Genomic DNA, 12,918 nt, shown 5'->3' with positions numbered 1-12,918 from the left:
GAGCCGAGTATGGTTTTGTACGTGTCGGGGTTGGAAATGAGGAACTTAAGCTCCTGCAAGCATTGCAGTATCGGACGAGGGCGGTATGGACCGCAGGCGATAGTCGGAATTTAGTCAACAAATGGATAGGGACTCGCTACTTGGAAACCGTATAGTTCGGTCCTTTCGAACTGTTCGAGATCCCGAATCTCCTAGTTTGCGTGCAAGCGACTGGCGATCGCTGACCGGCAAGGATCCAACAAGTCGCGAATCCTCAGAACCTCGACAAAATTTCCTGACGGATGGCGTCTGAGAAGCATATCTCTCCTTCCCGCCTTCCCCTGCTCCAGTGGCTGTCTGGATACTTCCCGGATTCTTAGTGCTTGCCCCAAGACAGCCAGCGATGCGTGGTCCCAATATTGGAACTCAGCTGACAAGACGCGAGCTCGGAGAAGTCCGCTCCCTGACAATCGATCTCGTCAAGATCGATATCTTGCAGACAAGCTCCAAACAAGTTTACATCGTTAAAGTTTGCGCCACTAAGAGCAACAGCAGTTAAATTCACTCCTGACAGATCGGACCCTTCAAGGTCAGCAGCCCGCAGGTCGGCCTGAGTAAGGTCGGCACCGACGAGACTGGCTTTCCGTAAGTCCGCCCCAATCGCGTTGATGTGGCTTAGGTTGGCACCGCTAAGATCGGCACCGCCTAGGTCGGCGTTAGTGAGATTTGCCTGACTTAAGTTGGCACGGCTGAGGTCGGCATTGCCGAGCACTGCCCCGCTGAGGTCGGCCTTTTGGAAATCGATTCCACTTAACTTCAACCCGCCGAGATCGACCCCGTGGAGCGCCACTCCAGAGTAATCGCGGCGTCCTCGATTGTAGTCGTGCAGAAGCCCTCGAACATCCATTTGAATTTACCCCCTATCAGCAGTTCCCCAAGTCAAACTGGGGTTTTGCGAGTTTGCTTTGCCGGATTTTCAATCAATCGGAAAGAGTGTCGGGGAATGACTCGTTTATGCTGGCACCCTAAACTTCCTGCATTGAGGCAGATAAGATCCCACAGAAAGCAGCACCTTGACATTCAATACAATGTTGGTATCGGTCCGTTCCCCTCCATTTATGAACATGCCCTACCTCATCCCAATATGAGACTTGTGCGTTATTCTTGCTTGTATTTTAATTATCGATCTTTTTGAAAGAAACCGAAGGATTAGTTCACGGATCGCAACATTTTTGGCTCTTACGGTGTCACACACCGTCGCAAATTAGCCTCAGACGTTCTTGCAGGATGGGGGGAAGCTGGGTGGATTGGCACGCGTCCGGCGTTAGGGCGATCGCGTTTGGTATATAAAACCGATATCGCAACAAAAAGGGCTCTAGACATTGTCGATTCTCGATGCTTAACGCTCATCTTGCTGATGTTGGGTGTCCGCCCCAGATCTGTGCGTGACTGCTATCAGATGTTGACAGAGATGTGGAAATCAATAACTATCAGCTGTCTGCTTAGATGTAGGAATAAATAACAGTATCTCGGGTATTGCCAATCGCCTTGGCAGTGTGGTTGCCTTCCCGTTTTATACCAACTCTAGGAAGTGCTGCGACAAATGGCAGCTCGGGAACTTTTACTCCCGGGGCTCGCTTGCACCATCTGTCGTAGGCATTCTGCAAATTGGTATTACTCCATGTTCTCACCTTGCATCGATACGGCACCTGGTAGGGGCTTGTCCGCGCGCTGCGTCCATTCTTGCTCGTGCAAACTTTTGGCGACCGCCAATACCGTGTACCAGCTCGTCCGCTATCTAATACTTTTAGGTTGGATTGCTGAGTTGTTAGGACGGCTAGGTACTTTGGATTTTTATGAAGGAATTGTTATTTTTTTATGCTAGCGACTTATTCTAGTAAATAGAACCCGACTGTTTGGGATATAGCAATATCGTCTTCAGCAAAGAGTACGGTTCGCATGCGTCTCGGCAGTGCTAAACCTGGATTTTTAGTGTTCTTCTGGGCGCCGGTTGTACACCACTCTTATCGGGCGAGAAAGTGCTTGCGTTGAATTCAAAGAGGTTACTGCCATGAGCGATCTCGCAACCGTATCCCATGCCAACGCTGCATCGGTATCTGCTAAGGTGCCTTCTCTGCTCGATATTGGGTACGGCAACCCAAGCCATGGCGACGACGCAATCGGTCGCCAGGTGACCGTAATGGTTCGAGAGCTGGGATTGCATAATGTTGAGGTTTGTGCCGTAGAGAGGCTGACGCCAGAACTGTCTTCAAAGCTGGCGACGGTTGACTATGCTGTCTTCGTCGACGCCTGCCTGATGAAAGGCGACGACATCCGGTTTAGTCCTCTAGTTACCTGCGGTTTGGAGACAGCTGGCTCCTCAGTGCCGGGATGGGGGCTGTCATTGCATCCCTGTTCGTTGCTGGCGCTTACGCAGTCTTTGTATTGCCGCCATCCCCGGTCTTGGTGGATGGAGGTGGCTGCAGAAAACTTTGCATACGGGCAGCAGTTGTCAGCTCGGGCGCGCCAGGGCATTCAGAATGCTTTAGAGCAGATCCTGGCACTGATTGCCGAACAAAAGATCGGGAAATAGCATTCGCCCATTCACCGTCGCGGTAACCTCCACAGCTCAAGTGGTAGTACACAGGTGTTCGATGGCATCCAATCCAAGTCCGCTTGGAAAAAGGGTGTCAGGGTCGTGTCGGCAGGACCCCGAGCGTACAATCGGCTGCTGGGCTTAAACTGCTGCGCGGCTTAAACTGCTGCGCGGCTTAAACTGTTGCGCGCTGAGGATTCAGTTGCTCCCCGGATTGTAAAACAGCTGCTAAGCGATTGAGCGCGTGGAGGTATGCCCGTGCCGATGCCACCACCACGTCAGTATTCGCTGCGTGACCGGAGTATACCCGACCCTGATGGCGCATGCGCACTGTTACTTCGCCGATCGCGTCGATGCCCGCGGTTACGGACTTCACTGAGTATTCGATTAAGTCGTTGGGCAACTGCACCACACGATCGATTGCCTTGTAAATGGCATCTACCGGACCGGTGCCGATCGCGACGTCGGATACTTCTTCGCCGGACGGCATCCGCAGCGTAATCGTCGCTGTCGGGCGGGCGCGATCGCCGCAGGACACTTGCACCAACTCCAGCCGGTAAAGTTCCGGCAGCTGCAACACTTCGTCGCTGACAATTGCTTCGAGATCCCAATCGGAGATCTCTTTTTTCTTATCGGCTAGGTCTTTGAAGCGCAAAAACGCTTTGTTGAGGTCGGTTTCCGAAAGCTCGTACCCTAATTCCCCCAAACGCGTGCGGAAAGCATTGCGCCCGGAATGCTTCCCAAGCACGATCCGATTGCTCGTCCAGCCAATGGACTCGGCATCCATGATTTCGTATGTCAACTTGTTCTTGAGGACGCCATCTTGGTGGATGCCCGATTCATGAGCGAATGCATTGGCCCCGACGATCGCCTTGTTCGGTTGTACTGCCATCCCTGTCAAGTTGGAGACCAAGCGAGAGGTCTTGTAGATTTCGCGCATATCAATGTTGGTCAGGGGCTCCTCTGACTCCGGCGGCCGGTCGAAGAACGGATTGTAGAAATGCCGACGCACGTGCATGGCCATGACCAACTCTTCGAGGGCGGCATTGCCCGCTCGCTCGCCGATGCCGTTGATCGTGCATTCGAGTTGGCGAGCGCCGTTTTGAACTGCAGCCAAGAAATTCGCAACCGCCAAGCCAAGGTCGTTGTGACCGTGAACAGAAATAATCGCAAGATCGATGTTCGGGACGTGAGTCTTAATACCGCGAATCAGTGCCCCAAACTCGTCGGGAGTAGTGTAGCCGACGGTATCGGGAATGTTAACTGTAGTGGCACCGGCAGCAATTGCCGTTTCAAGGACTCGATACAGATACTCCGGATCCGATCGCGTGGCATCCTCAGCCGAAAACTCCACATCATTGGTGAACGTCTTGGCGTAGGCGACCATTTCTGGCACGATCTCCAAAACGTCTTGCCGGGAGCGCCGGAGCTTGTGTTGCAGGTGAATGTCCGATGTGGCGATGAAAGTGTGGATGCGCCGGTGGACGGCCGGAGCGAGCGCTTCGCCTGCAGCTTTGATGTCTTGTTTCGTCGCACGGGCCAGTCCGCAGATCGTCGGGCCGGTGGCCGTACCGACCTGTTCGGCGATGCGGTTCACGGCTGCGAAATCGCCCGGACTGGCAAACGGAAACCCAGCTTCGATGATGTCGGTACCCAGTCGTGCTAGCGCCCGCGCAATCGTCAGCTTCTCATCCGCATTGAGCGTTGCGCCCGGCGATTGTTCGCCATCCCGGAGCGTCGTATCAAAAATCAGTACGCGTTTGGAGCACGCGGGGTCGGCAGCACGAGCAGACATGGTTTTAGATTGCCTTCCTTTCAGCAGGTTAGCTAACAGGCGAAATCTCGACCACCACAGTCCCTAGGGTCTGCTAACAGCAACCTGACGGATAGTGAAGACGGACGCGATTGCCTTACTATTTTCCATATTACTAGCGCGGTCGGAGTCGACTGACCGATGTGAAGCAATGATATACATGCCAGCAATCGCACATATCGATAGGCTCGAGGCTCTTTGTGGAGCAAGATGCTGGCTTTGGTACACTGCTGACGCGACAAACTACAACTACATATATTGTTTACCGTCGGTGGTGTACTGGTTTCGGAGGCGGGACGTCAAACAGAAGCAATGACTCGATTACAAATCGATGTTACTCGTTTTTTTCTATATGTTGGCGGATTTCGTTTAGGTCGATGTAGCGATCTGTTGCATTACGAAGTTCGCGAGCAATCATCCCTTCGGTTGAAACAACTGTGATGTAGGTATTCTTTGATCGCAGCAATTCGATGGCGCGCTCGAAGTCGCCGTCGCCACTAAGCAGGACAACGCTGTTGTACTGTTCGACGGTATTGAACATGTCAATAACGATCTCAATATCGAGGTTCGCTTTCTGTGAATAGCGTCCCGAGTTGTCGTCGTAATATTCTTTGAGAATTTTGGTTCGCACAGTGTACCCCAGGCTGATCAGTGCATCGCGAAAACCGCGCTGGTCCTGGGCGTCTTTGAGACCCGTATACCAGAAAGCATTGACTAGGTGAATATTGGTGTCGCGACGAAAATACTCCAGCACGCGGCGGGGATCGAAAAACCAACCGTTTTTCTGCTGAGCATAGAACATATTATTTCCGTCGACAAAAATTGATAGACGGATATCGCGTTGAGAATTCATAGAGGTTTAAACCCTAAATGCTTGAACGTCGAAACCAGTGGCGGGAGTGCTTGCAGCACAGCTGCTCGGGGTGATAATTGCAGGGGCACCAACCCGAATTGGGTCTTGGCGTTATAGGAGCGATCTACTTAGAGTTTAAAAAAACTGAACGTTACTTTAGTTTTTGCCTCGCGCTCTTGCCAAATGCGAGTGGATAGCTTTAACTCGGACCCGCAATCGGCGAAGCTCGACTCCCAGGCGTTAGCGTCTCGGGTCCCGTTCGAACGTGCCTGGGACAAACTCGATCGCTTTCGAGCCTACCTGAATTTTCCCGCATTAATCTAATCTTGCCCCAATATACCTCAACAAATATTACCTCATGTCATTCCTGTCTGCCGTCAAGCGTTGCCGAGGCGATCGTGATTCGGCATTAAAGGCACAATCATCAAGTTAAATAAGAGCACCAGTCGCTCCAGCCACCGGGGTAAAGGACGGCTGGTGTCAAACCAGCAACCTCCATGGCAAGGATATTGACGCAAGCCGTGACGCCTGAGCCGCAATAAACGATGACTTCCTCGGCACTAGCAAGGTTGGCAAAATGGTGTTTCAAGGCTTTAGGCGATCGCAGGTAACCGTCTGAACTGCTGACTTCTTTCCATGGAAAGTTGATGGCTCCGGGAATGCTGCCGGCAATCGGGTCGATGGGTTCGCGTTCGCCACGATAGCGGTCGCGATCGCGCGAGTCGACCAGTGCGACATCAAGACGGTCTTTGCGGGACCGGACGGCTGCGATGTCGATCGCGCGGCCGGGCTGCGTGCGCCCGACGAACGCAACGGTTCGGACCGCAAGTTGCGGCGAAACGCGAGTGACGTCAACGGGGAAGCCGCTGGCTTGCCACGCCGGCCAGCCGCCGTCGAGAACGGCAACGGCGTCGTGACCGTAATAACGAAGCAGCCACCACAGACGGGCTGCAAAGGCAAAGCGGCTGTCGTCGTAGGCAACAACTGTCGTATCGCGATCGATCCCAGCAGCGGCCAGGGCAGCAGCAAAACGATCCGGGTCGGGCAGCGGGTGGCGACCGCCGTGGCGGGCGACAGGGCCAGACAGGTCGCGATTGAGGTCGAAGTAGACGGCTCCGGGAATGCAGCCGCATTCGTATTGCTGCTGTCCCCACTGCGGGTTATCGAGCTGGAAGCGGCAGTCGGCGATCGCGACGTGCGAATTGTTGAGGCGATCTCGCAGCCACTGAACTGAGACAATGGGCGGTACGGTCATTGGAAACGATCGTGAGTGGAGCAACAGTTTTACTGACGGTCGCGGGCGCTGCAAGTTCGGGTGCCCGAACGGTTTTTCCGTGCGATCGCGACCGTCCTCCCCGGCTCACGCCGCCTATTCAGGTCGAGCAAACGTTGTCTCGCGCCAGTGCCTTAGGCAAGGAGCGAGAACGATCAAGTCTTCAATGTTACGCTCCATCGTCCGGCAAATGGTGTCGAGGGGTAGGTCGTTAGGGTCCTTACCGAAAGGGTTCTCGATCTCGATGCCGATTTCCTCGATGCCAAAAACCATAAAGCTCACCAAAGTCACGGCTGGTCCGGTGACCCACCCCAACTCAGCTACCAGCTGAAACGGCAATGCCAAGCAATAGATAGACACCAGCTGCTTGAGGTGAATTGAATAAGCTAACGGAATCGGTGTCTTGAGGATGCGCTCGCAGCCGCCGAGCACGTCCACCATCCTGTCTAAAAGTTCGAACATCGCTGCCAACTGGTATGGGTTGACGCGATCGCGTTCGAATTGCCCTTGAATGTAATCGCCGATCCAGAAAGCCACCTCCAGCGGCGGGTTGTTCATGCTCTGGAGCTTATCGAACCACGGCTCTGGTAAGAGGGCTGCTAAGTCGGGATCTTCGGGGGGATCGCCGCGCAAATGCAACTTTGTCGCCACCGCAAAGGCCACCAGCAGCCGCAGCGTTGCCACCTTCAGCTCGCGATCGCCTTCCTCGCGTTCCTCCACCGCCACCCAAATTTGTCGTGCCAAATTCCGGACGGTGTTAATCAGCTGTCCCCAGAGCTTACGCCCTTCCCAAAAGCGCTCATAGGCCGTATTCGTCCGAAAAACCAACAGCAAACCCAACACGACACTCGGTACGATCGAACTCAGGATCGGCAACGCCACAGGCAGCCCAAGACGGTCGAGCGTCCAAACGAACTCGCCGAACGCGCCGCACACGATAATCCGTGGCAAAATCGCCGGGAGCACCGAGAAGCGAAGGCGCACGAGTGTCCGGAACCACTGTCGCCGCTCGCGATCGCTGCTCATGCGTTGGTCGGGCTTGGGATAAGACACGGCACGCACCCGGCAAATGTCCATATGGAGAATGTCAATAGAGTGACTAGCTAGACATAGATACTCGCTAGACCAGAATTTTCCACCAACAGTAGCGCCAACTATGCGAGCGCGAAATCTTTCCCGCTCTGCCGAGCGTCTCAGGACGGGCGGCAGGGCTTATTATGGCGGGTAGCAATCGCGAGATCGAGCGCCAGCATCTATGTTCGAGCGTTGTTTGATTTGTACCGACTTCACCGACGGTCTGCACCGCCTTGTCGACTTTATCCCCAATTTATTAGCAGGCGGGTTCACGCACATCACCTTCTTCCATAGCGTGCCTTACAGCGAGGAGGGCAACCGCCCCCGCGAAGATACGAAGAAACTTGAGGAGGCGCGATCGCGCCTTGCCCCAGCTTTAAACAACATCCCCGATGGTGTCGAAATCGCTGTCGAAGTGGTCTCGGGCCGGCCCCTCGATACGATTCCGCGCATCGCCACCGAGCGCGGCATCGAAGTTGTCATCATCGGTACGCCGAGCCGGAGCTTGCTGGACGAAAAGGTGTTCGGAAGCACGAGTAAGGGACTGGCGCGCGCGATCTCGACGCCCCTGTTGATCTACCGCCCGCAGCTGATTACAACCTACACCGAAGAAGAACTGGCCCTGCGCTGCAACCACTTGCTGCGTTGCTTGCTGGTGCCGTATAACGACAGCCCGACTGCGCGCTACACCATCGAGCAGCTCAAGCGCTACGTCAGCGACCAACCGACCTGCGCGACCCAAAGCTGCATGTTATGTTGGGTGGTCGATGACAGCAGCCACCCCGCGATTCCGCTCGAGCCGCGCCTGCAGGAAGCGGTTGAGAAGCTTCAACCGGTAAAAGCCGAGCTTGAAGCCCTCGGGTTAGAAGTTCATGTGGAGGTGCGAACGGGCAATCCCCTCACGGCCATTCTCGATGCCGCACTCGTTCACGACATCAGCGCGATCGCCATTGGCGATGAAGACCGCGGCGTTTTCCTCAATTGGACGGTACCGAGTGTCGCCCAGGACGTAATGCGATCGAGCTGGTTCCCGGTCCTCCTCTTCGAGGAAGGCAAACGGTAGCTCTCCCTGCGATCGGTCAGTCGCTTGGAACTCCCGGCAGCGCGCGCTCTCCAGACGCGATCGCGAACCAGCCGTCCCAATCGCGTCTGGTTTTATCGGGATCGTCTCCCGGCAAAATAAGCATAATTGTGGATAGTACATTTGTTGGGCGCCACGATGTCGGGATTTTTGCTCAAATCCACTTACTCGCCGACAGGCGACCAGCCGAAAGCGATCGCGCAGCTTGTCGAATCTGTCGGCGGCGGAGAGCGCTACCAGACGCTGCTCGGAGCAACGGGTACGGGTAAAACCTTCACGATCGCCAACACGATCGCGCAGCTCGGGCGACCGGCGCTTGTGCTCGCTCACAATAAAACTCTCGCTGCCCAATTGTGCAATGAGCTGCGCGAGTTTTTTCCGGCAAACGCCGTCGAATATTTCATCAGTTATTACGACTATTATCAGCCCGAAGCTTACATTCCCGTTACCGATACCTATATCGAAAAAACCGCTTCGATTAACGAAGAAATCGATATGCTGCGCCACTCGGCAACGCGATCGCTTTTCGAGCGGCGCGACACGATCGTAGTCGCGTCGATTAGCTGCATTTACGGCTTGGGCATTCCGTCTGAGTACCTCAAGGCCGCGATTCCGTTTGCCGTCGGTAAGGAAATGGACCCGCGGCAAATCCTCCGGGACTTGGCTAACGTTCAGTACGCGCGCAATGACGTGGAAATCGGGCGCGGGCGCTTTCGCGTGCGCGGCGACGTGCTCGAAATCGGTCCGGCTTACGAAGACCGCATTGTTCGCGTGGAGTTCTTTGGGGACGAAGTCGAGGCGATTCGCTTTGTCGATCCGGTCACGGGTGAAATCCTCCAAAGTCTCGATGCACTGAACATCTATCCCGCCCGCCACTTCGTCACGCCCGAGGAAAAACTCGAAGCAGCCTGTCAGGCGATCGCAGACGAACTGAACGAGCGCGTCACCGAACTCGAGAGCAATGGCAAACTCTTGGAAGCCCAACGCATCAGCCAGCGCACGCGTTACGACTTAGAAATGTTGCAGGAAGTTGGATATTGCCAGGGCGTTGAAAACTACTCCCGGCATCTGAGCGGGCGCGAGGCAGGGGAGCCCCCGGAGTGCCTGATCGACTATTTCCCAGACGATTGGTTGCTGGTCGTCGATGAATCCCACGTGACCGTGCCGCAATTGCGCGGGATGTATAACGGCGACCAAGCCCGCAAGCGGATCCTGATCGAGCACGGGTTTCGTTTGCCAAGTGCTGCTGACAACCGGCCGCTCAAGTCAGAAGAGTTCTGGGATAAAGTCAGGCAATGCATCTTCGTTTCGGCAACGCCGGGGAACTGGGAACTGGAAGTTTCCGAACAGCGCATCGTGGAGCAAATCATTCGTCCGACGGGCGTGATCGATCCGGAGATTTCCGTGCGTCCGACGACGGGACAAATCGACGACCTGCTAAGCGAAATTATGCTGCGCGCCGATCGCGGCGAGCGCACGCTGGTTACGACGCTCACCAAGCGCATGGCCGAAGATCTAACCGAATACTGCGGCGAGCGCGGAGTCCGCGTGCGCTATTTGCACTCGGAGATTCACTCCATTGAGCGCATTGAAATTTTGCAAGCTTTGCGTGAGGGCGAGTTCGACGTCCTCGTAGGCGTCAACTTGTTGCGGGAAGGTTTGGATCTGCCGGAAGTGTCGCTTGTCGTGATTCTCGACGCCGACAAAGAGGGTTTTTTGCGTGCCGAGCGATCGCTGATCCAAACCATTGGGCGTGCAGCGCGGCACGTGCGCGGGCAGGCAATTTTATATGCCGACAATCTCACCGACAGCATGGACAAGGCGATTCGGGAAACCGAGCGTCGTCGTCAGATTCAAATGGCATACAACGAGAAACATGGCATCACGCCGCAGCCCATTATCAAAAAGTCTGCGAATTCGATCTTGGCGTTTCTGGATATCTCGCGTCGCCTGAATAAACAACAGCTCGAACAAATCTACGAAGAATCGGAAGACTTGCCCCTCGAAAAGATCCCCGAGCTGATTGAGGTACTTGAAGGGCAAATGAAAGAAGCTGCGCAGAATCTAGAGTTTGAAACTGCAGCTCAACTGCGCGATCGCATCAAGTACCTGCGCGGAAAGCTCATCGGTCGGTCGTCACCCACCGAGTAAGTATCGCGTGATGCCCGATCTGGATTAATTGCCAATTGGGCAAACCCCTTAGCTCAACCGCAAGCGATCGCCGCGCGTACGGCCAGCGCCGTGGCTGGAGCGAGCAGTATGCCGTTGCGATAGTGCCCGGTTGCTAGCAACACGTTGCGATAACCGGCCAGCGGACCTATGACGGGTGCAGCGCGACCCTCCGGCCGCGGTCGCAATCCAGACCAGGTTCGCACGATGTCCGCCGCTGCCAATTCCGGACAGAACGCAACCGCCCGCGCTTGCATCTGCGCCAACAGCTCGGGTGCCGCCGCGATCGCCCCCGCTGCGTCGGGAAACTCCACTGTCGCCCCAATCCAGTAACGGCGATCGCCCAGCGGCACGGCATGGACATCGTCGGCCGTCACGACGGGCTGAAATGCCGGATCGCCTAACTCGTGCGGCGCAACGACCTCAATCGCCTGACCGAGCACCGGTCGCAACGCTAGCGGTTGGTCCAGCATGGCCGTCAACGGCAGCGAACCTAACCCGGCTGCGATAACCAACCAGTCGCACTCGAAGGTGCCGGCCGTCGTGTGCACTGCCGAACACGTGCCGTCGGCAGCGGCGATCGCTTCCACCGTTGTTTCTCGGTAGCACGTCGCACCGCGCCGCTCGGCAGCTGCAATCGCAGCCTGCGTCAGGGCTTGAGGATCGATCTGCCAGTCTTGTGGGGAGTAAATCCCGGCGATCGCGCCCGTTAGATCCAAATGCGGGCAGCGCGAGCGGACGACCTGCGGTTCCCACAGCTCCAGCGTCCAGCCGCGATCGCGCCGCCACGCGACTAGCTGCTCCCAGTCGGATAGCCGTGCTGCGTCATAGCACAGCGAAATCAATCCCTGTCGGTTAACCGGAATCGCCATCCCGGAGAGCGCTTCAAGCTCGTCAATCAGCGTGGGGTACTGGCGCAGGCTTGCCGCCCTTAATTCCCAGGCGCGCCCCTTCGTTTTACGGCTGCTGACCGCAACGAGTAAACCCAGAGCCGCCCACGTTGAAGCAGAAGCCGGCTGCCCGCGTTCGAACAGCTGCACGTCTAATCCCGAAACGCCGCTCAGTTCGTAGGCGATCGTCGCGCCGACAACACCTCCGCCAACGATCGCGATGCGGCTCATGTCGCCGGTTTGGTAGGTGCCGAAGGCAGCACGTCTAGATAAGCATCTAAGTCGTCTATTGCTGCACCGAAGTTGCCCCGCGCGGCAGCATAATCCCGCGAGTCAACTGCTAAGTCCAAGCGCTCCAAATCAAGGAACAGCTTGCGGGTGAGGTCGCTGGCCGCATCTAGATCGTCCGGTAGCAAGGTGCGCGTCAGCACGCTCATATCGCGGCGCAACAGTCCTAGCGGTCCGTGGATGAAGGTGTCCACATCGACCCAGCTACGGTTACCAATCAGCTTGTTGAGCTCGTTGAAGCGATCGCGGGCAGTGTCAACCGGCACGCGATAGAGCGCGATCGACTGTAATTGATCGGACGTGTAGGTGGGCGGTTCCAAAGGGCTCGGGCCGCTGCAGCTGACTGCAAATACGGAGACCAGTATTAGGGTGAGGGAGAAGAGAGATTGCAGGCTTCGCATGACCTTGACTCGAATGTCATCTGAAGGAGTTGATTGCGAACTGTCGTTCGGCTGCCCGTACCGGTGGCGCAAGATACTACTAGCCAGGATAGCGGTCAGCACGCAGCACGATCCCCTCTCCAGGTACGGTTGGGGTGCCGAACTTGCCGCTCGGTTGAAGCCGCGACGTCCTCGCGCCCTAACGATCTACAAATAGTAGTGGGTTACAACCAAGTCAGGGCATAGCTTACAGACGATTTTGGACAACATGGTTGACTAGTAGATGTAGCACCCCTATCTCAGTTTCTGATGACAAATCTTGCCTTACCCCTTCTCCTTTTGCTCGTTGCCTGCCTCATTATCGATTTCGGACTGGCGTGGGCGTTCTGGCAATGCAAACGAGGGCCCTTGACAGCGGGTTTGCCGTGACTGCCAGACCACCTGGTGACTGTTAGAGGCAACTGCCAAACAAGAGCGCCAAACAAGTATGACAATCCCCTGCCGTCTAACTGTATTTCCCGG

Annotated in this window: 10 protein-coding genes; 3 read left to right on the top strand and 7 right to left on the bottom strand. The window is 55.8% G+C overall.

The features are described from left to right. Positions 1-355: 355 nt before the first annotated feature. Complete coding sequence (locus KR51_RS14570; protein WP_040656407.1) at positions 356-886, bottom strand: pentapeptide repeat-containing protein; 531 nt, start codon at positions 884-886, stop codon at positions 356-358. Between the two features lie 1,164 nt (positions 887-2,050). Between KR51_RS14570 and KR51_RS14565 the strand changes: the two genes are divergently transcribed. Beyond that, positions 2,051-2,572 (top strand): Ni,Fe-hydrogenase maturation factor, encoded by a 522-nt coding sequence (locus tag KR51_RS14565; protein ID WP_022608839.1) that lies wholly within the window; start codon positions 2,051-2,053, stop codon positions 2,570-2,572. A gap of 178 nt (positions 2,573-2,750) precedes the next feature. Here the strand turns inward: KR51_RS14565 and KR51_RS14560 are convergent, their stop codons facing one another. The 4 genes from KR51_RS14560 to KR51_RS14545 all read right to left on the bottom strand — a co-directional run bounded on the left by KR51_RS14560 (position 2,751) and on the right by KR51_RS14545 (position 7,540). Then, positions 2,751-4,370 (bottom strand): 2-isopropylmalate synthase, encoded by a 1,620-nt coding sequence (locus tag KR51_RS14560; RefSeq protein ID WP_022608838.1) that lies wholly within the window; start codon positions 4,368-4,370, stop codon positions 2,751-2,753. Positions 4,371-4,722: 352 nt separating this feature from the next. Further along, positions 4,723-5,241: a LabA-like NYN domain-containing protein gene (locus KR51_RS14555; protein WP_022608837.1), complete on the bottom strand. Its 519-nt coding sequence runs from the start codon at positions 5,239-5,241 to the stop codon at positions 4,723-4,725. A gap of 424 nt (positions 5,242-5,665) precedes the next feature. After that, entirely contained in the window at positions 5,666-6,496 is an 831-nt protein-coding gene (locus KR51_RS14550; RefSeq protein WP_022608836.1) for a sulfurtransferase, read from the bottom strand. A 114-nt stretch (positions 6,497-6,610) separates the two neighbouring features. Beyond that, complete coding sequence (locus KR51_RS14545) at positions 6,611-7,540, bottom strand: bestrophin family protein (RefSeq protein ID WP_040656453.1); 930 nt, start codon at positions 7,538-7,540, stop codon at positions 6,611-6,613. A 229-nt stretch (positions 7,541-7,769) separates the two neighbouring features. On the opposite strand from KR51_RS14545, the gene KR51_RS14540 reads away from it, so the two are divergent. Beyond that, on the top strand, positions 7,770-8,651 hold the full coding sequence (locus KR51_RS14540; RefSeq protein WP_022608834.1) for a universal stress protein: 882 nt from the start codon (positions 7,770-7,772) through the stop codon (positions 8,649-8,651). A gap of 156 nt (positions 8,652-8,807) precedes the next feature. Further along, entirely contained in the window at positions 8,808-10,820 is a 2,013-nt protein-coding gene (uvrB, locus tag KR51_RS14535; protein ID WP_022608833.1) for an excinuclease ABC subunit UvrB, read from the top strand. 53 nt (positions 10,821-10,873) lie between these two features. Here uvrB and KR51_RS14530 read toward each other — a convergent pair whose 3' ends face one another. Continuing rightward, on the bottom strand, positions 10,874-11,959 hold the full coding sequence (locus KR51_RS14530) for an NAD(P)/FAD-dependent oxidoreductase (protein ID WP_022608832.1): 1,086 nt from the start codon (positions 11,957-11,959) through the stop codon (positions 10,874-10,876). After that, positions 11,956-12,519 carry a photosystem II protein PsbQ gene (gene psbQ, locus KR51_RS14525; protein ID WP_156915134.1) on the bottom strand — a complete coding sequence of 188 codons (564 nt, stop codon included), beginning with the start codon at positions 12,517-12,519 and terminating at the stop codon, positions 11,956-11,958. Before psbQ ends, KR51_RS14530 begins: the two co-directional genes overlap by 4 nt. Between the last annotated feature and the right edge of the window lie 399 nt (positions 12,520-12,918).

The organism is Rubidibacter lacunae KORDI 51-2, assembly GCF_000473895.1.
GTDB lineage: Bacteria > Cyanobacteriota > Cyanobacteriia > Cyanobacteriales > Rubidibacteraceae > Rubidibacter > Rubidibacter lacunae.
The sequence above is the reverse complement of the archived record's forward strand: the minus strand, read 5'-3'. Positions and strand labels throughout refer to the sequence as shown.

Coding starts and splice junctions, on each gene's coding strand:
- KR51_RS14565 (WP_022608839.1), top strand. CDS start 2,051: ATGAGCGATCTCGCAACCGTATCCCATGCCAACGCTGCATCGGTATCT.
- KR51_RS14540 (WP_022608834.1), top strand. CDS start 7,770: ATGTTCGAGCGTTGTTTGATTTGTACCGACTTCACCGACGGTCTGCAC.
- uvrB (WP_022608833.1), top strand. CDS start 8,808: ATGTCGGGATTTTTGCTCAAATCCACTTACTCGCCGACAGGCGACCAG.
- KR51_RS14545 (WP_040656453.1), bottom strand. CDS start 7,540: ATGAGCAGCGATCGCGAGCGGCGACAGTGGTTCCGGACACTCGTGCGC.
- KR51_RS14560 (WP_022608838.1), bottom strand. CDS start 4,370: ATGTCTGCTCGTGCTGCCGACCCCGCGTGCTCCAAACGCGTACTGATT.
- KR51_RS14555 (WP_022608837.1), bottom strand. CDS start 5,241: ATGAATTCTCAACGCGATATCCGTCTATCAATTTTTGTCGACGGAAAT.
- KR51_RS14570 (WP_040656407.1), bottom strand. CDS start 886: ATGGATGTTCGAGGGCTTCTGCACGACTACAATCGAGGACGCCGCGAT.
- KR51_RS14550 (WP_022608836.1), bottom strand. CDS start 6,496: ATGACCGTACCGCCCATTGTCTCAGTTCAGTGGCTGCGAGATCGCCTC.
- KR51_RS14530 (WP_022608832.1), bottom strand. CDS start 11,959: ATGAGCCGCATCGCGATCGTTGGCGGAGGTGTTGTCGGCGCGACGATC.